Source organism: Sphingomonas mali NBRC 15500, from assembly GCF_001598415.1.
GTDB classification, from domain to species: domain Bacteria; phylum Pseudomonadota; class Alphaproteobacteria; order Sphingomonadales; family Sphingomonadaceae; genus Sphingomonas; species Sphingomonas mali.
Window position 1 is genome coordinate 442,635 of sequence record NZ_BCYX01000001.1, and the last position, 17,334, is coordinate 459,968.

General features: G+C 64.4%; 15 protein-coding genes. 12 read left to right on the forward strand and 3 right to left on the reverse strand.

Going from position 1 to position 17,334, the window contains the following annotated elements:
- Positions 1-9 precede the first annotated feature (9 nt).
- From SMA01S_RS02105 to SMA01S_RS02130, 6 genes are all read left to right on the forward strand, one after another.
- On the forward strand, positions 10-1,548 hold the full coding sequence (locus tag SMA01S_RS02105; RefSeq protein WP_066816724.1) for a Do family serine endopeptidase: 1,539 nt from the start codon (positions 10-12) through the stop codon (positions 1,546-1,548).
- A 501-nt stretch (positions 1,549-2,049) separates the two neighbouring features.
- Positions 2,050-2,718 (forward strand): MOSC domain-containing protein, encoded by a 669-nt coding sequence (locus SMA01S_RS02110; protein ID WP_066816731.1) that lies wholly within the window; start codon positions 2,050-2,052, stop codon positions 2,716-2,718.
- Between the two features lie 54 nt (positions 2,719-2,772).
- Positions 2,773-3,978, forward strand: a complete 1,206-nt coding sequence (locus SMA01S_RS02115; RefSeq protein WP_066816733.1) for a M20 metallopeptidase family protein — start codon at positions 2,773-2,775, stop codon at positions 3,976-3,978.
- A complete protein-coding gene (locus tag SMA01S_RS02120) occupies positions 3,975-4,307 on the forward strand; it encodes a hypothetical protein (RefSeq protein ID WP_066816736.1) in 333 nt (110 codons plus the stop codon). The genes SMA01S_RS02115 and SMA01S_RS02120 overlap by 4 nt, the downstream gene beginning before the upstream one ends.
- Before the next feature lie 3 nt (positions 4,308-4,310).
- Entirely contained in the window at positions 4,311-4,973 is a 663-nt protein-coding gene (locus SMA01S_RS02125; RefSeq protein WP_066816739.1) for a GNAT family N-acetyltransferase, read from the forward strand.
- Between the two features lie 129 nt (positions 4,974-5,102).
- Positions 5,103-7,043, forward strand: coding sequence for an OPT family oligopeptide transporter (locus tag SMA01S_RS02130; RefSeq protein ID WP_066816742.1), 1,941 nt, complete (start codon positions 5,103-5,105; stop codon positions 7,041-7,043).
- Positions 7,044-7,090: 47 nt separating this feature from the next.
- Here the strand turns inward: SMA01S_RS02130 and SMA01S_RS02135 are convergent, their stop codons facing one another.
- From SMA01S_RS02135 to queF, 3 genes are all read right to left on the reverse strand, one after another.
- Positions 7,091-8,377, reverse strand: a complete 1,287-nt coding sequence (locus SMA01S_RS02135) for a glycoside hydrolase family 130 protein (RefSeq protein WP_066816747.1) — start codon at positions 8,375-8,377, stop codon at positions 7,091-7,093.
- 48 nt (positions 8,378-8,425) lie between these two features.
- Positions 8,426-10,693, reverse strand: coding sequence for a glycosyltransferase family 4 protein (locus SMA01S_RS02140; RefSeq protein ID WP_066816749.1), 2,268 nt, complete (start codon positions 10,691-10,693; stop codon positions 8,426-8,428).
- A 136-nt stretch (positions 10,694-10,829) separates the two neighbouring features.
- Positions 10,830-11,276, reverse strand: coding sequence for a preQ(1) synthase (queF, locus tag SMA01S_RS02145; protein WP_084249973.1), 447 nt, complete (start codon positions 11,274-11,276; stop codon positions 10,830-10,832).
- A gap of 156 nt (positions 11,277-11,432) precedes the next feature.
- Here queF and sseA point away from each other — a divergent pair, with 156 nt between their 5' ends.
- The 6 genes from sseA to SMA01S_RS02175 all read left to right on the forward strand — a co-directional run bounded on the left by sseA (position 11,433) and on the right by SMA01S_RS02175 (position 16,957).
- Positions 11,433-12,272, forward strand: coding sequence for a 3-mercaptopyruvate sulfurtransferase (gene sseA / locus SMA01S_RS02150; RefSeq protein ID WP_066816752.1), 840 nt, complete (start codon positions 11,433-11,435; stop codon positions 12,270-12,272).
- Between the two features lie 51 nt (positions 12,273-12,323).
- On the forward strand, positions 12,324-13,511 hold the full coding sequence (metC, locus tag SMA01S_RS02155) for a cystathionine beta-lyase (RefSeq protein ID WP_066816753.1): 1,188 nt from the start codon (positions 12,324-12,326) through the stop codon (positions 13,509-13,511).
- Positions 13,508-14,785, forward strand: coding sequence for a mechanosensitive ion channel family protein (locus SMA01S_RS02160; protein WP_066816754.1), 1,278 nt, complete (start codon positions 13,508-13,510; stop codon positions 14,783-14,785). The genes metC and SMA01S_RS02160 overlap by 4 nt, the downstream gene beginning before the upstream one ends.
- Positions 14,786-14,984: 199 nt before the next feature.
- Positions 14,985-15,899, forward strand: a complete 915-nt coding sequence (locus tag SMA01S_RS02165; RefSeq protein ID WP_084249974.1) for a TorF family putative porin — start codon at positions 14,985-14,987, stop codon at positions 15,897-15,899.
- Positions 15,900-16,028: 129 nt separating this feature from the next.
- Positions 16,029-16,415, forward strand: coding sequence for a MerC domain-containing protein (locus tag SMA01S_RS02170; protein ID WP_157093738.1), 387 nt, complete (start codon positions 16,029-16,031; stop codon positions 16,413-16,415).
- 65 nt (positions 16,416-16,480) lie between these two features.
- Complete coding sequence (locus SMA01S_RS02175; RefSeq protein WP_066816760.1) at positions 16,481-16,957, forward strand: Fur family transcriptional regulator; 477 nt, start codon at positions 16,481-16,483, stop codon at positions 16,955-16,957.
- Positions 16,958-17,334 lie beyond the last annotated feature (377 nt).

The following is a 17,334-nucleotide window of genomic DNA, read 5'->3' on the forward strand; positions in this document are numbered from 1 at the left end:
TTTACCCAAGTGCGCTACGCCTACGCCATTACTACCGCCCTGCTGCTCGGGGGCGCCGCTACGACCGTGTTGTCGCCTTCCTATGCGCAGAACGCGCAGAACGAGCCGGGCACCATCTCCGCTGCCGCGCCCAAGGCCGGCGCGCCGATGAGCTTCGCCGACATGGTCGCCAAGCTGCAACCCGCCGTGGTCAATATCTCCACCAAGCAGAAGGTGCAGGTCTCGTCGGGCGGCAATCCGTTCGGCGATCTGTTCGGTGGCCTGCTCGGCCAGCAGGGTCAGGATGACGGCCAGCCCATCACGCGCGAGGGGCAGAGCCTGGGATCGGGCTTCATCGTTTCGCCCGACGGCTATATCGTCACCAACGCCCACGTCATCACCGCCGCGGCCAAGGGCAAGATCGAATCGATCACCGTCACCTTGTTCAACCGCAAGGAATATGTGGCGAAAGTGATCGGCAGCGACACCGCGTCGGACCTGGCGGTGCTCAAGGTCGACGCGACCAATCTTCCGTACGTGAAGTTCGGCGATTCGACCAAGGCACGGGTCGGCGACTGGGTGATCGCGATCGGCGAGCCGTTCGGCTTGGGCGGCACCGTCACCGCGGGCATCGTCTCGGCGCTCAACCGGGTCACTGGCCAGGGCGGTGCTTATGACCGGTTCATCCAGACCGACGCGGCGATCAACAAGGGCAATTCGGGCGGACCGATGTTCGACCTGAACGGCAATGTGATCGGCATCAACTCGCAAATCTATTCGCCGTCCGAAGGCTCGGTCGGTATCGGCTTCGCGATCCCGGCCGCCTCCGCCAAGCCGATCATCGACACGATGATCAAGGGCGGCAAGGTGCAGCGCGGCTATCTCGGCATCGGGCGTCAGCCGGTCGACGAGGACATCGCCGGAACGCTCGGCCTGCCCAAGGATCGCGGCGAAATCGTCAATCGCGTCGAGCCAGGCGGGCCTGGCGAAAAGGCCGGCTTGAAGCAGGGCGACGTCATCGTCGCGGTCAACGGCCAGGAAGTGAATCCCGAACAGACGCTTCCTTATCTGGTCGCGAACGTCCCCCCGGGCGGCACCGCCAAGCTGGGCGTGATCCGTGACGGCAAGCCGATCACGGTCACTGCGGTCGTCGGCAACCGTCCGAGCGAAGAGGAACTCGCCAACTCGATCACCGGCGGCAATGACGGTGACGACGATGGCGACGGCGCCCCCGGCAACGGCGCGCCGGAACTCCATGCGGGCGTCAATTTGCTGGGCGTGCAGGTGACCGCGCTTACCCCGCAGATCGCCAACACGCTCGGCGTCAATCCGAGCCAGGTGAGCGGCGTGGTCGTGACCGGGGTCGACATGTCGAGCGACGCGGCGGCCAAGGGTCTGCAACGCGGCGACATCATCTCGTCGATCAACCGGGTGCCGGTTCGCACGCCAACCCAGTTTGACGCGCAGGTGCGCGCAGCGAAGGCCGCCGGCAAGACGACGCTGCTGATTTACATCACCCGCGCGCGTCAAGGTAGCCTGTACTTCGCGGTCAAGCTCAAGGGGAGCTGACAGACCGTTTCGATGGCGCGCTGCCGTGCGCCGTCGAAGTAATAATATCGCTGACTTGGCAGCCCCGCGACTCGCTCGCTAAAACTCCCTCGTTCCCCAGCCGGGACGAGGGAGTTTGGGTGAATTTGTCGTGCTGAGCCTCTTACGTTCGCTAGCTTTGATCGCCCTACTCGTGCTGATGTCTCTATTCGTGACAGCCGCGTGGCTAGCGGCTCTGCGCGCTTCGGGAATAGTTCCGGCGGGCACATCATGGACAGGCGTCGGTGGCGTGCCGGAATTCTTTGCCACTTGTCTTCTCTACGTATCCCTCGGTTGCCTTTGCGGATGGGTGCTAGGTCGCTTCGACAAACGGTCGATACGTGAGATGGCTGAGATTCTGATCATCGTCGCAGTTGTTTTTGGCATCGGCGGCGTCGTCGACAGGTGGAACGGCCCTTGGACAGCGCTTTGGCCTTGGCTCCTACTGTCGGTAAACTTCTTCCTTTGGTTCACGTTGGGCGGATGGATCGCGATGCGGCGGCGATGACTGGGCGTATCGCCTCACTCAGGGTGGGACGGATCGCGCCGCTCGGTCCCGACCGCGTGGCCAGCGCGTTCATCAAGAACGAAGTATCGGGCCCGGTCAAGGCGGGTGCGCTGGGACTCGATGGTGACCATCAGGCCGACCTATCGGTTCATGGCGGCCCTGAGAAAGCCGTCTATGCCTATGCGTCCTCGCGTTATCCCGATTGGGCGGCCGCCTTTCCCGATCTCGCGGCCCGCTTCGTCGCCGGCGCGATGGGGGAGAATCTGACCGTCGACGGCATGATCGAGGACGATCTCTGCATCGGCGATGTCCACGCGATCGGCGGCGCGTTGTTGCAGGTCTGCCAGCCGCGCCAGCCCTGCTTCAAGCTCGCTCTGGCGCTGGGCGAACCAAGGCTTGCCAAGCATATGGTCAGAACCGGGCAGTCGGGCTGGTATTATCGCGTCTTGCGGGAAGGACCGATCGCGGCCGGCGACGAGATCGTGCTCGCCGAGCGCCCCAATCCCGACTTCGCGTTTCCCCGCCTGGTGACGATCGTCAATCGCGGCGGCGCGACCTTGTCCGAACTGAACGATCTCGCGGCGATGCCGGGCCTTGCGAGCAATATCGGCCGCCGCGTACGCGAGGCGCTCGATGCGGCATGATGCCTCCGCGGATGAATTGTTCTAGCGTTGGGTCGAGACTCGAGGACGACAGCAATGAATGACTTCTCCACCGATTGGATCGCCGCCGGCGAGGCCGAACTCGCCGACGTGGTGGCGCTGCGACGCGCGATCCATGCCGATCCCGAAATCGGCAACCAATGCCCGCGCACCACCGCGAAGCTGCGTGCAGCGCTCGACGGTCTCCCGCTCGAAATCCACGAATCGACTTCGACCACCGGCTTCATCGCGATCCTGCGTGGCGGCGGCGACAATGGCCGTACCGTCTTGTTGCGCGGCGACATGGACGCGCTGCCGATGCCCGAGGAGACGGGTCTCGATTTCGCCAGCCAGGTGCCCAATGCGATGCATGCCTGCGGCCATGACAGCCATTGCTCAATGCTGGTCGGCGCGGCGCGTGCCCTCTCCGCGCGCAAGGACAGCCTGCCCGGCACCGTCGTCTTCATGTTCCAGCCGGGCGAGGAAGGGCATCATGGTGCGCGCTTCATGATCGAGGACGGGCTGCTCGATATCGAGCGCCCCGATAGCGCCTTCGCGCTGCACATCTATCCCAATGCCCGCGCCGGTGCGATCCAGACGCGTCCCGGTGCCCTGCTCGCCTCGACCGACGCGCTCAATTTCACCATCCGTGGCGCGGGCGGCCACGCCGCGATGCCGCACGATGCGATGGACCCGATCCCGGTCGCGGCCGAGATCGTCACCGCTTTGTCGGTGTTCATCGCGCGCCAAATCCCGGCGACCGATCCCGCCGTGCTGTCGATTACCAAGATCGAGGCGGGAAGCGCCTACAACATCATCCCCGACGACGTGCAGATGATCGGCACCTTGCGCACGCTGAGCCAGAAAACGCGCGAAAAAGCGCGCGAAGGGCTGAAGCGGATCGCCGAGAATATCGCCATCGCGCATGGCTGCACCGCCGAAGTACGGATCGATGACGGTTATCCGGTGACGATGTGCGATCCGCGCGCGGTGTCGCTGCTCAAGCAGATTTCGGAGGACCTCGAGCCAGGCCAGTGGCAGCCGATGCCCGCGCCGATCATGGGCGGCGAGGATTTCAGTTATGTCCTGCGCGAAGTACCCGGCGCGATGGCATTCATCGGCGTCGCGCCCGAGGGTTCCGAGCCCGCCAAGAACCCGCCGCTCCACAACACCAAGATGACGATCGAGGAATCGGTCATGGCCAAGGGCATCGCGATGCACTGCGCCTATGCCGAACGCTTCCTCGAGAATGGGTTCGATTGACCGCGCCGCGCGAACTGAGCGCGGCCGAGTTCGCCGCATGCTTCGACGAGCCGATGCTCGACGTCACCGATGACGAGGATGCCGATCTCGACATCGACATCTGGCCGTACGTCGACGCGCTCGACCCCAAGTCGCTCGGCGTCGAACAATTCGACGATGTCGACCGCGTCTATCAGGACGCGCGCGGCCGCTACGATCAGATCATCATCGAGACCGACCGGCCTGATATCTTCCTGGTCGTGGTCGTCGATATCGCGGCGAGATCGATCCATGGCCACCGTCTGCTCGACCTCAACGTCGAATATGGTCTGATCCCCAAGCCCGACTAAGGGATGCTCGTTGCCGATCCCGACCTGATCGCCCGCTGGGCGGATGCCTGGGCGATTTCACGCGGCGCCGCGATGCCGGTCGCGCGCGACGGCGGGCTGTACATCCATGTCGATCAGCCCGACCAGATCGGCCGCTACATCTTCGCGCATGTCGACGCCGAGGCGATCCGCCCGCTTGCCGCGAGTATCGATCGTCCGTTGCTGTACCTCAAGGTGTGCGCTTCGGCCGACGCAGTCCGCCCGCTATTGCCGCCCGGCTGGGAGATCGCCGCACCCGGCTACATGATGACCGCGCCGTTGTCGGTCATGCTGAATCGGTCGGCGGCCTTACCGACCGAATTCGAATTATGCATCACAGGGGATGACTCCATCACGTTTGCGTATATCCTCGACACCGCCGGCGAAGAAGCCGCGCGAGGCCGTATTATAGCGGTCGATGGCCTGATCGTGTTCGACCGCATCCGCACCGCCGATCAATATCAGCGCCGTGGCTTGGGCAGCGCGATCATGCGCGCGCTGGCGGCCGAGGCGCGGCAATTGGGCATTAAAGACGCGATGCTCTGCGCGACGCCGGCTGGGCGCGAGCTCTACACATCGCTCGGCTGGTCGCTGCACAGCGACTACACCACGGCCTCACTGTCGGCGGCGCAGAATCTTCTGTCCTAGACCCGCAATAATGTGCCACGTTTCGGTCAGACAAACCGGGGCGATTTTCCGTTCAGCGCGGCGACACGCAGTTGCACGCATGACGGTCCTACCGCGCCGGTATCTTGAACACTAAACCGGGTTTTGCGCATGACCACCGCCACCACCCGCCCGATCGCCGAACTGACCATTCGCGGCGTGATCCTGGGCGGCATCATCACCATCCTGTTCACCGCGGCCAACGTCTATCTCGGGCTGAAGGTCGGACTGACCTTCGCGACATCGATCCCCGCGGCGGTGATTTCCATGGCGATCCTGCGGATGCTCCCGGGCTCCAACATCGTCGAGAACAACATCGTCCAGACGATCGCATCGGCGGCAGGGACCTTGTCGGCGATCATCTTCGTGCTGCCGGGTCTGATCCTGGTCGGCTGGTGGCAGGGCTTTCCCTATTGGACGACGGTCGCGGTGTGCGCGACCGGCGGCATCATGGGGGTGATGTTTTCGGTGCCCTTGCGGCGCGCGCTCGTGACGGGCTCCGACCTACCCTATCCTGAAGGGGTCGCGGCGGCCGAAGTGCTCAAGGTCGGCACCAGCACCGATGGCGGAGAGGAAAACGCCAAGGGCCTGCGCATCATCGTGATCAGCTCGCTGGTCTCGGCGATCTTCCAGTTGCTCGCGACGCTCAAGGTCGTTGCGGCGGACGCCGCCAAGAACTTTCGCATCGGTCCAAGCGTCAGCGGCGTCTCTACCAGTTTCTCGATGGCGCTGATCGGGGTCGGCCATCTGGTCGGACTATCGGTCGGCGCGGCGATGTTCTTCGGCATGCTGATCGCCTGGGTCGGGCTGGTGCCCTGGCTCAGCGCGCATGTTCCCGGCGCCACCGACGCGATCGTCACCGACATTTTCCGCAACAAGGTCCGCTTCGTCGGCGCCGGCACGATCGGCGTCGCCGCGATCTGGACCTTGTTCAAGATTCTGGGACCGATCATCGGCGGCATCCGGTCGGCGATGGCGGCAGCGAAAGCGCGCGGCCAGGGCGAAGTGCTCGAACTGACCGAGCGCGACCTACCGATCTCGATCGTCGGCGGCACCATCCTGCTGATGCTGCCGTTGATCGCCGTCCTGCTGTGGGAATTCTCCGCCGGCGGTCCGATCCGCGAACACGCCGTTGCCGTGATCGGCGGCACGGTGATCTACATCGCCCTCGTCGCGGTCGTGATCGCCTCGGTATGCGGCTATATGGCCGGTCTGATCGGCGCGTCGAACAGCCCCGTCTCGGGCGTCGGCATTCTCGCCGCGGTCGGAGCGTCATTGCTCCTGCTCGCCTTTTTTGGTCACCAGACCGACCCGCACCGCGCCAGCGCGCTGATCGCTTATGCCCTGTTCACCACCGGCATCGTCTTTTCGGTGGCGACGATCTCCAACGACAACCTCCAGGACCTCAAGACCGGACAACTGGTCGGCGCGACCCCCTGGAAGCAGCAGGTCGCTTTGGTATTCGGGGTGATCTTCGGCTCCCTGGTCATCCCGATCGTGCTCGACCTGCTCAAGAACACGTTCGGCTTCGTCGGCATGCCGGGCGCGGGCCCCAACGCCCTGCAGGCGCCGCAGGCATCGTTGATCGCGGCCCTGGCCCAAGGCATCCTCGGCTCGGGGATCGATTGGTGGCTGATCGGGACGGGCGCGTTGATCGGCGCGATCGTGATCGCGATCGACGAAACGCTCGGCAAGATGGGCAAGATGCGCTTGCCGCCGCTCGGCGTCGGCATGGGCATCTATCTGCCGATGGCCCTGACCTTGCTGATCCCGGTCGGCGCGCTGATCGGGCATTTCTATGATCGCTGGGCGCAGCGTACCGCCAATCCCGAATTCGCCGAGCGGATGGGAACACTGGCAGCGACCGGCCTGATCGTCGGTGAGAGCCTGTGGGGCGTCGGTTTCGCGTTCTTCGTCGCCGCGCGCGGCGGCGAGATCCCCGCGGGGATCATGGGCGCGAGCTATGCCCAGTGGGCAGAGCTCGCCGCGGTTCTGGTATTCTTCGGATCGATCGCCTGGCTCTACAGCCGCACGAAAAACATGGTGCGCTGATCAAGGACTCCCCTCCCGCAAGCGGGAGGGGAACAGGACAACCGGCCTCAGACCAGCGTCGCGACCAATTGCTTGATCGGGACGAAGGCGAACGCGACCGAGCTGTCGGCCACGCCGTACGGCAGGAACAAGCTGTCGCCATGGCGGATCGCGCCGCACGAATAGACGACGTTGGGCACATACCCCTCGCGGTCCTGGTCCTTGGCGGCCAGGATCGGTTCGACCGTGCGCCCGATCACCTTTGACGGATCGTCCTTGTCGAGCAGCACCGCGCCGACCGAATATTTGCGCATCGCGCCGACGCCATGGGTCAGCAACAGCCAGCCTTCGTCGAGCTCGATCGGCGGGCCGCAATTGCCGATCTGGACCAGTTCCCACGGATAACGCGGCTCGAGCAGGCGTTCGCCTTCCTCCCAATGCGTCAGCCGGTCGGAATCGAGCAGGAATAGATTCTCGCCGTCCTGCCGCCCGATCGCGAGATAGCGGCCGCCGACCTTGCGCGGGAACAGGGCGATGCCCTTGTTGCGCGCCGCAGGCCCGGTCATCGGCACCAGGTCGAAGGCGCGGAAGTCGCGCGTGCGCAACAGCTCCGACTGGATCTGCGATCCGTTATAGGCGGTGTAGGTGCCGAGCCATTCGACCTCGCCATCGTCGTGATGGAATTGAACCAGGCGGAGATCTTCCAATCCCTTCGACTGCGCATCGGTGATCGGGAAGATCACCGTGCCCGACAAGGTCGAATCGCGATGCCGATGCACCGTGACCGGTCCCGACGGAACATGCTCCTCGTCGCTGCCATGGACATCGGCCGCCGTCGCGAACGGCGGTTCGGGCGCTAGCTTGAGCTGGTTGTCGGACGTGATGATGCCTTCGCGAAAGGCTACCGACGAGATGTGCCCCTCACCCACCGAACGCAGCGACATCAGGATGCGCATCGATCCCTTGGGCATGCCCGTCTGATCGAAATGCGGCACCGCGCTGGGGTTCATCAGCGCCGCCGCGGCATAGGAATATTCGTGGCAGAAATACGCGCCGATCAGTTGGCGTTTCTCATCGCCGATGTCGCGGCCGTCGAGCCCGAGCAGATCCTCGATCTCGTCATAGCGCGTCATGAACACGCGGCGCGTCTGCCAATGCCGCGCCTCGAAGTCCTTGAGCACGACCTCAAGCTCGTCGCGCGTTTCCTGCAGCGACATGGCCAGCACTTCGTGGACCAAACGCTCGGTCCGGCTGGTCCCCCCGCCATTGGGCGACCAGCCGATGTGGAATGGACGAACGACGACTCGCGACGGGTCGGCGTGCAGCCTGAGGCTGTGATGAAATATGTCGAGCAACGGCCATCCCGCTTGCAACCCTGATCCAAGCGGCGCCGCGTGTCGTTGCTACGCGACGGCGCGACCCGTCCCTGCCACGGTTCCGGCTGCCTTTCCAAGTGCGGAAATCGCGCAAGAGGCCAATTGCAGTGCTAAAATCGACTCGGCGCCCTGATTCCGGTTCAATCCGCCCGGCATCAGCCCGTCGAAACAGCCGCCGTCCTGCGCAGTCGCCAGCGGCAGATCGAGGTCGTTCTGCCCGAGATACCAGCGATAGGCGCGGTTCGCCTCTTCGACCCAGCGCACGTCGCCGGTCGCCTTGAACGCCGCCGCACAGGCATCGATCGTCGCCTGCGCTTCGAGCGGCTGCTGGTCAAACGGCAACGGCCCCTCATAAGGCCGACCGAAACTGTCGGTGCCGACCGCGCGGAACCGTCCTTCGGGGCTGGTCTGCTGAGCCACGATCCAGTCGAGCGCGCGCAGGCCAGTGTCGATCAGGTCCTGGCGCTCAAGTGCCACGCCCGCGCGAATCATCGCTTCTGGAAGACGAGCATTGTCGTAGGCGAGAACGATCTCGAACCATTCCCATTCGGGCCGGCGCGTTTCTTCGAGCAGATCGGCCAGGTCGGCGGAGAAGCGTTCCAGGATCGCTTGAGACCGGCCGTGGCCGGGATGCGCGCTCAGCATCGCCGCGGCGCCTAGCATGGCGAATGCCTGTGATCTGGGGCTGCTCAGGTCGAACGCGATGCCCGCCGTCTCATCGAACAAGCGCGCCGCCCAATCGCGATGCTTGGCGAGCGTGGCGCGCTTGGCAGTGACGCCCAGCGCCCAGATCGTGCGACCGTTCGAATCCTCGGATCCCGCGTCCTCGCACCAGGTGCGATCGAAATTCATGAAATTGCGGAAACGCTTTTTGTCGGGATTCCAGGCATATTGAATGAACGCGGCATAGGTCGTCATCCATTTGTCGCGGAGATCCTCGTCGAGGTCGTCGATCGCGGTCATCAGCATCAGCGCTCGGACGTTGTCGTCGATACAATATCCGTGGCGAAAGTCCGGCACCGAAAGGACGGCGTGCTGGAACATGCCGGTCGCGTCGCTCATCCGTTCGACGGCGGCGATGCTGGGCTTGAGCGGGGTCAGCGGCTTGGCGCTCCTGATCCGTCGCGGTGCTGCGGCAACGATCGCATCGATTGCAGCCATGCCGGCCTCGACAAGGCGCGGCCAGATCATCGTGCGACCGCGAGCATAAGCGCGCCGCATCAACTCGGCGCGCGCCGCATCGTCACCCAGCAGCCGCGAAATCTCGCGCGCAAAGCCTTCGACATCGCCGAAATCGACGATCACGCCATGGCCGTCGGCCAGGATTTCGGTCGCGTGGATATAAGGCGTCGACACCACCGCCTTGCCGACACCGACGGCATAAGACAGCGTGCCCGACGTGATCTGCGCGGGGTTGGTATAAGGCGTGACGTAGAGGTCGGTGGCCTGGAGATAGTCGAGCAGCTCGTCGTGCTCGAGAAAGCCGTCGATGAAGCGCACATGGTCGGCGACACCCTTTTCGGCGGCAAGCGCCTTCAGCCGATCACGATATGCCTCGCCTTGTTGCGCGACCAGATTGGGATGCGTGGCGCCCAGTACGACGTACAGCGCGTCGGGATTGGTCGCGACCACCTCGGGCATTGCCGAGATCACGCTTTCGATCCCCTTGTTCGGCGCCAGCAGGCCGAAGGTCAGCAACACCTTGCGCCCTTCCCAGCCGAACCGGGGCTTCATGCTGTCGGGATCGACCAGCGGACGATCGGGCACGCCGTGCGGGATCATCATGATAGTCCGGGGATCGGCGCCATAGACGCGCATCAATATGTCGCGGCCGATATCCGCCATGACGATGATCCGGGCGGCGCGCTTGAGCAAGCCGTCCATCACCCGGCGCTGATCGTCATTGGGGTTTTCAAGGATCGTGTGCAGCGTCACGATCACGGGAATGGTCAACCGGTCGAGCAAGGCGAGCAGATGCTCACCCGCCGGCCCGCCGAAAATGCCATATTCGTGTTGGATCCAAACCGCCTGAGCGCCGCTCGCTTCGATCGCGCGCGCGGTCGTCAGATAGGCCAGGCGATCTTCCTGGGCGATCGATCCGGTGACTTCCGGCGGATAGTCGTACCCTCCGACGCGGTCGTCCATCGCATAGACGTCGACCTTGATGTCGGGAAACCGATCCTGAAGCGCTAGATACGTATCGGTCGTATATGTCGCGATGCCGCATTGCCGCGGCAGGAAATTGCCGATCAGCGCAAGGTGTTTGGTACGGGGCAATAGAGGCGCAGTGGCCATTTCGACCCTTTCACAAGTAATTTCCGGGCATTGTTGCCCGACTCACACCTCCCTGAACGGATTGAAAGAAATATGGTTGCGCTCTTGCTGCATTGCAACAAAGGAATCGCGTTGACCTGTGTTAATATCGCGTAGGTCAGCCGCGTCCACGATAGGTGGGCACACCTTGATCGGGCAGCCATAGCCCTTCGGGCGGCGCCCCCGATTGCCAGAACACGTCGATCGGAATCCCGCCGCGCGGATACCAATAGCCGCCGATCCTGAGCCATTGCGGCTTCATCTCGGCGGTCAGCCGCTCGCCGATCCCGACCGTGCAATCCTCGTGGAACGCGGCATGGTTGCGGAACGAGCTCAGGAACAGCTTGAGCGACTTCGATTCGACGATGGTTTCCGCCGGCACGTAATCGATCACCAGATGCGCGAAATCGGGCTGGCCGGTCACCGGGCAGAGCGAGGTGAATTCGGGTGCGGTGAAACGAACCAGATAGGGTCGGCCCTGGCGCGGATTGGGGACGTAATCGAGCACCGCCTCTTCGGGCGATGCGGGCAGGCTGCTCGCCTGGCCGAGATGCTTTGGGGTCATGTCGCCCACATAGGATGTCGTGGCCCTCACGAAAACCCGCGTCGCGGCCATTGGCCCAACGTCCACCTCGACGCGGCCGGTGCCGCGCGCTAAGATCGGCGCCGCCGTCTTCCTCCCCTGGCGAGTTGGCTTGATCCGAGACGAGAGGAGTTGTTGATGGACGCGCTGGTGACCACCGAATGGCTGGCAAACGAACTGGGGGCGAACGACCTGCGGGTGGTCGACGCGACCTATGTACTCGCCAGCGACGGGCGCGATCCGGCCGCCGAATATGAGGCGGCGCACATTCCTGGCGCGGTGTTCTTCGACATCGGAGAGATTTCGGACCTGACCAATCCGCTGCCGACGATGCTCCCGCCGCCGGAAAAATTCGCCAGCCGCATGCAATCGCTCGGTCTCGGCGACGGCAGCCGCATCGTGATCTACGACAATTCGCCATACCGCACCGCCGCACGTGCATGGTGGATGCTGCGCATCTTCGGCGCGCACGATGTCGCCGTTCTCGATGGCGGCTTCGCCAAATGGCAGGCCGAGGGACGCCCGGTCGAAAGCGGCAAGCCGCAACACCGGCACCGCCACTTCACCGTCTGGGCCGATGACAGCCAGGTCCGCACGCTCGACCAGATGAAGGCCAATGTCGACAGCGGCGCCGAACAGGTGCTCGACGCCCGCTCGGGCCCGCGCTTCACCGGCGAGGAGCCCGATCCGCGCCCGGCAACGCATGCCGGCCACATCCCGGGCTCGAAGAACCTGCCGTACAAGCAGTTGTTCAATGATGACGGCACGTGGAAGACCGGCGACGCGCTCAAGGCCGAATTCGAGAAGGCCGGGGTCGACCTGTCCAAGCCGCTCGTGACGACCTGCGGATCGGGCATCACCGCCGCGGTGTTGCTGTTCGGCGCGCACCTGTTGGGTAACGAAGCGGCACTCTACGACGGCAGCTGGTCCGAATGGGGCGCGGATATGTCGACGCCGAAAGCGACGGGCAGCGCCTAGGCTCTGTACTCGATTCTTGTCCACGCGCGCTTCCCGGCCTAGCACGGTCGGATGGCCGGCAACGAGAATGACAAGCCCCCTACCCGCGTCGTGACGGCGGGCAGGCGCAAGGAATGGACGCAGGGGATCGTCAATCCGCCGGTGTGGCGCGCATCGACGATCCTCTACGATTCGGTCGAGCATCTGCGCGAGACCGGACGCGGCGATACCCGTCACCGGCTTTACTACGGTCGCCGCGGGACGCCGACGCAATGGGCGCTGGCCGATGCGCTGACCGAGCTCGAGCCTGGCGCGGAGGATACTTTCCTCTATTGCTCGGGTGTCGCCGCGGTCACCGCGGCATTGCTCTCGGTGCTCGATCCAGGCGACGAATTGTTGCTGGTCGATTCGGCCTATGACCCGACGACCAATTTCGCCGCGGGCTTCCTCAAGCGGATGGGCATCGCGACGCGGCATTACGATCCGCTGATCGGTGCCGGCATCGCCGAACTGTTTACCGACAAGACCAAGGCGATCCTGCTCGAAAGCCCCGGCAGCCTGACCTTCGAGGTCCAGGATATCCCGGCGATCGTCGCCGCGGCCAAGGCGCGGGGCATCGTTACGATCCTCGACAATACCTGGGCGACGCCGTTGCTCTTCCCGGCGATCGAAAAGGGCATCGACCTGACGGTGCTCGCCTGCACCAAATATGTCGTCGGTCACTCCGACGTGATGCTGGGATCGGTCACCGCGGCGCCTGGCTATTTCACCAAGCTGCGCAATCTGAGCTTTCAATTGGGCCAGGTCGCCAGCCCGGACGATTGCTGGCTGGGATCGCGCGGACTGCGCACGATGGCGGTGCGATTGAAGCAGCACGAAGCGAGCGCACTCGAGATCGCACGCTGGCTCGCGCAGCGGCCGGAGGTCGCCACCGTGCTCCACCCTGCCTTGCCGAGCTGCCCGGGACACGAATTTTTCGTCCGCGATTTCAAGGGATCGTCGGGACTGTTCGCCTTCGCGCTCAAGCAGGGCACCGAAGCCAGCCGCGCCGCGTTCATCGACGCGCTGCGATTGTTCGGCATCGGCTTCAGCTGGGGCGGCTTCGAGAGTCTGGCAGTCACCGCCGATCCCCGCCGGGCATTGGGTGGGCCCGATCATGGCGGCGCGTTGGTCCGGCTCCATATCGGGATCGAGGATCCGGCCGATCTGATCGCCGACCTCGATCAGGCGTTCGCGGCATTCCGAACGGCGCAGGGATGAACGACGCGATCGCCTGGCTGAGCGCGCAGGGACTGGCTGTCCCGCGAGGCAGCGAGGCGACCGAATTGGCGATCGTCTTCGGATTGATCGTCGCGGCACTCGCGCTCGGGGCGTTGGCGGGTCGCTGGCTCGGCCCGCCGATCGAGGCGCTGTGGCGGCGCCGGCTCGGCCATCATGCCGAGGGTATCGGACCGCGCGTGCCCTTTGTGGTGCGGCATGGCGCCGCGGCGCTGCTGCTTGCGATCCTGCAAGCGGCGGGACAATGGCCGCCGCTCGCCGCCGGGCTGATCGGCTTTTTCCTGGGCGCCGCGATGGCGCGGATGGCGGCACAGATCCTGCGCGGCCTCAACCTCGCGCGCTGGATGGCGTGGAGCGTCGCGTTCGTCCTGTTCGTCGCGATCTTCAGCCATTCGATCGGCGGACTGGCGCCGATCAACAATACACTCGATTCGATCGGCTTCGATCTCGGCTCGTGGCGCTTTTCGCTGCTGCGGGTGATCATCGTCCTGGTGACGGTGATCTGCCTGCTCGCCGCGATCCGGCTGGTCAACCGGCTGGTCGGTCATGCCATCGTCAGCACCAGCAGCTTCGATCCGACGCAGAAATTGCTTGCGCAGAAGCTGGCGGGAATCGCGACGATCACGCTCGCCTTTTTCATCGGCATCGACTTGCTCGACATTAGCCTGACCAGCCTGACGGTGTTCTCCGGCGCGCTCGGCCTGGCGGTCGGGTTCGGGCTGCAAAAGACGGTCGGCAATCTCATCGCCGGCATCATCCTGCTGCTCGATCGCTCGATCAAACCGGGCGATGTCATCGTCGTCGCCGACAAGGACATCGGTTGGGTCAACAAGATCGGCGTGCGCGCGGTCAGCATCATCACGCGCGACGGCAAGGAGCATCTGATCCCGAACGAGGATCTGATGACCAAGCCGGTCGAGAATTGGTCCTATACCGATCGCAACGTGCGCGTCCGCATCCCGGTGACGGTCCCCTATGATTGCGACCTGCCGCTGGCCCAGGAGCTGATGCTGCGTGCGGCGGCGGAAAGCCCGCGCGTGCTCGATATGCCCAAGTCCAATGTCTGGCTCAGCAAATTCGGTGAGATCGGGATCGAGCACGATATCCTCGTCTGGATCAACGACCCCGAAAGTGGAGTCGGCAGCGTCCGCTCCGACGTGCTGAACCGGCTCTGGCTGCTGTTCCGCGACAATGGCATCGTCCTGCCCTATCCGCGCCGCGACGTGCACCTTGTCGGCACGCCTGCGTCCGACTGATTCGTCGAAAGTGTTGCATTGCCGCAACATCATTACGCCCATGGCCACAAATAAGGTCGATTAGTGTTGTGCGCCGCAGCGAAAATCTGCACTCTGCCTGCGTGTGACCGGCTCAACGGCCCGATCGGCGTCGCCGATACAGAGGCTGGACCGGCACCGCAGGCGGGACGAACGCACTTTTCGCTTCGAAAGGAAGATAATGCGCTTGTCTCAACTCAGCCTTGGCGCGCTGGCGCTCGCCATTGCGACTCCCGCCTTGGCGGACCCTCTGCCCGCAAGTACGCCGGCGCCCGACGCAGCGGCAGCTCCCGCGGCATCCACGTCGACGGATAGCGGCACTCCCGCCGCGGTTGCGACCGTCGACGATCCGGCACCGGCGCCCGCCGCTGCCGCCGCCGATGGCGACACCGCGCCGCCGCCGGCCTTCACCATCAACGGCTCGGTGACCTTGATTTCGGATTACCGCTTCCGCGGCATTTCGCAGACCAATTTGCAGCCCGCGATCCAGGGATCGCTCACCGTCACCCATTCGTCGGGCTTCTACGCTTCGGTCTGGAGCTCGTCGACGTCGGGCTATGTCACCTTCTCGGGCACCGGCAGCCAGGAAATCGACGCGATCGTCGGGTTCAAGAAAACCTATAGCGGCGTCACGTTCGACGCCGGCGTGCTCTATTACATCTACCCGCGCTCGCGCCCTGCCGGGGACGCCAGCAAGGGCGATTTCTTCGAGCCCTATGCCGACATCGCCTATACCTATGGGCCGGTGACCGGTAAGGTCACGGTCAATTACGCGCCCAAGCAAAAGGCGCTGGCGCTCGACCAGGGCCAGACGGGCTTGTTCAAGAACAACGACAACGTCTACCTCGCGGGTGACCTGTCGGCCTCGATCCCTAAGACCCCGCTCGGGCTGACCGCGCATCTTGGCCATACCTGGGGACCGAGCTGGCTGTCGCTGGGTAAGGAATATACCGATTGGGGGTTGGGCGCGACACTGACCTACAAGCAATTGGTGTTCGGCGTCAGCTATGTCGACACCGATGGCGTGTTCACCCTGGCGAATGGCAAGAACGCCGCGCGCAGCGGCGTGGTCGTATCGCTCGGAGCTTCGTTCTGACAGTTGCAACCGGGGGAGCGCTCGCTTCCCCGGTTTCGCTGGCGCTTGGTCGGTGCGCAAGATCGTCACGGTAGATTTTTGCGGATGTAATATTGTAACGTCGCGCGGATGGGCCTAGATGGGCGCTCGATGCATTCCGCGATTCGCCTTTCCTGGTTGGCCCGCGTCCCCCAGCTCGATCGCTATGCGATGGGCCTGTCGGGACTATGCGCGGTGCATTGCTTCGCCAGCGCGGTGCTGGTGGCGCTTGCCTCGACCGCCGGCGGTATGCTGCTCAATCCCGCTTTCCACGAGATCGGGCTGACCGTCGCGATCATCCTGGGCGCGCTGGCGCTGGGCCGCGGCATCTTCGAGCATGGCTATATGGCGCCCGCGGTCACCGGATCGCTGGGGCTCGGCATGATGGCCGGCGCGATGCAGCTTCCGCATGGCAATGGCGGCGAGACGTTGTGGACGCTGATCGGCGTCGCGATCCTGGCGCTCGGCCACGATCTGAACCGCCGCGCGGCGCATTAAAGCGGTCGAAGGCACGGCCCGCTTCGGCCATTGCCCTCCCCCGTCGCAATCCCTAAATTCACCTCATGGGCGCACATCATCATCACGACCATCATGAGGCGTCCGGCGTCGAACTGACCAAGGTCGCGCAGGCGACGCTGGAGAAATCCGGCGAGCAGTGGACGACGATGCGCGCGAGCATCTTCGATGCGCTCGCCAAGTTCGACAAGCCGGCCAGCGCCTATGACATCGCCGACGCGGTGTCGAAAGCGGAGGGGCGCCGGGTCGCCGCCAACAGCGTCTATCGCATCCTCGACCTGTTCGTCGGCGCCAATCTGGCGCGCCGGGTCGAGAGTTCGAACGCCTATATCGCCAACGCGCATCCCGATTGTCTGCACGACTGCATCTTCCTGGTGTGCGACAGCTGCGGTCAGACCACGCATATCGACGACGACAAGATCGCCAACAATGTCCGCCACGCGGCCGAGGCCGCTGGCTTCTCGCCGGTTCGCCCGGTGATCGAGGTGCGGGGCAAGTGTTCTGATTGCGAAGACGCGGCGTAAGAGTCGCCCGCCACCGTCAGTCCGATCTCCAATTCCACGACCAGCCGCTCGGTAGCTCAAATCCTCCCTATGCGAATACATGGGGAGGGAGACCATTTTGCGCAGCAAAATGGTGGAGGGGAAATGCCCTACGCCATCCTCGCCGCTACGCGGCTGCGGCCCCTCCACCGCGTTCGGCGGTCCCCCTCCCCATCTGCGATGGGGAGGACTTAAGGCTCGGAGGGGAAAGCTAGACCAGCACCTTCCCCATCCGCACTCCCGGCACCGGCACCCCGCGATCCGCCATGCTGTCGACGCGCTCGATCGCCTCATACCCGCACGCGCGATAGAGCGGCTCGCCCGCCAGTGTCCCCATCAATTCCGCCCGCGTGAACCCA

Coding starts and splice junctions, on each gene's coding strand:
- SMA01S_RS02110 (WP_066816731.1), top strand. CDS start 2,050: ATGGATCGCGATGCGGCGGCGATGACTGGGCGTATCGCCTCACTCAGG.
- SMA01S_RS02115 (WP_066816733.1), top strand. CDS start 2,773: ATGAATGACTTCTCCACCGATTGGATCGCCGCCGGCGAGGCCGAACTC.
- SMA01S_RS02125 (WP_066816739.1), top strand. CDS start 4,311: ATGCTCGTTGCCGATCCCGACCTGATCGCCCGCTGGGCGGATGCCTGG.
- SMA01S_RS02130 (WP_066816742.1), top strand. CDS start 5,103: ATGACCACCGCCACCACCCGCCCGATCGCCGAACTGACCATTCGCGGC.
- SMA01S_RS02140 (WP_066816749.1), bottom strand. CDS start 10,693: ATGGCCACTGCGCCTCTATTGCCCCGTACCAAACACCTTGCGCTGATC.
- queF (WP_084249973.1), bottom strand. CDS start 11,276: ATGACCCCAAAGCATCTCGGCCAGGCGAGCAGCCTGCCCGCATCGCCC.
- sseA (WP_066816752.1), top strand. CDS start 11,433: ATGGACGCGCTGGTGACCACCGAATGGCTGGCAAACGAACTGGGGGCG.
- metC (WP_066816753.1), top strand. CDS start 12,324: ATGGCCGGCAACGAGAATGACAAGCCCCCTACCCGCGTCGTGACGGCG.
- SMA01S_RS02160 (WP_066816754.1), top strand. CDS start 13,508: ATGAACGACGCGATCGCCTGGCTGAGCGCGCAGGGACTGGCTGTCCCG.
- SMA01S_RS02165 (WP_084249974.1), top strand. CDS start 14,985: ATGCGCTTGTCTCAACTCAGCCTTGGCGCGCTGGCGCTCGCCATTGCG.
- SMA01S_RS02170 (WP_157093738.1), top strand. CDS start 16,029: ATGCATTCCGCGATTCGCCTTTCCTGGTTGGCCCGCGTCCCCCAGCTC.
- SMA01S_RS02175 (WP_066816760.1), top strand. CDS start 16,481: ATGGGCGCACATCATCATCACGACCATCATGAGGCGTCCGGCGTCGAA.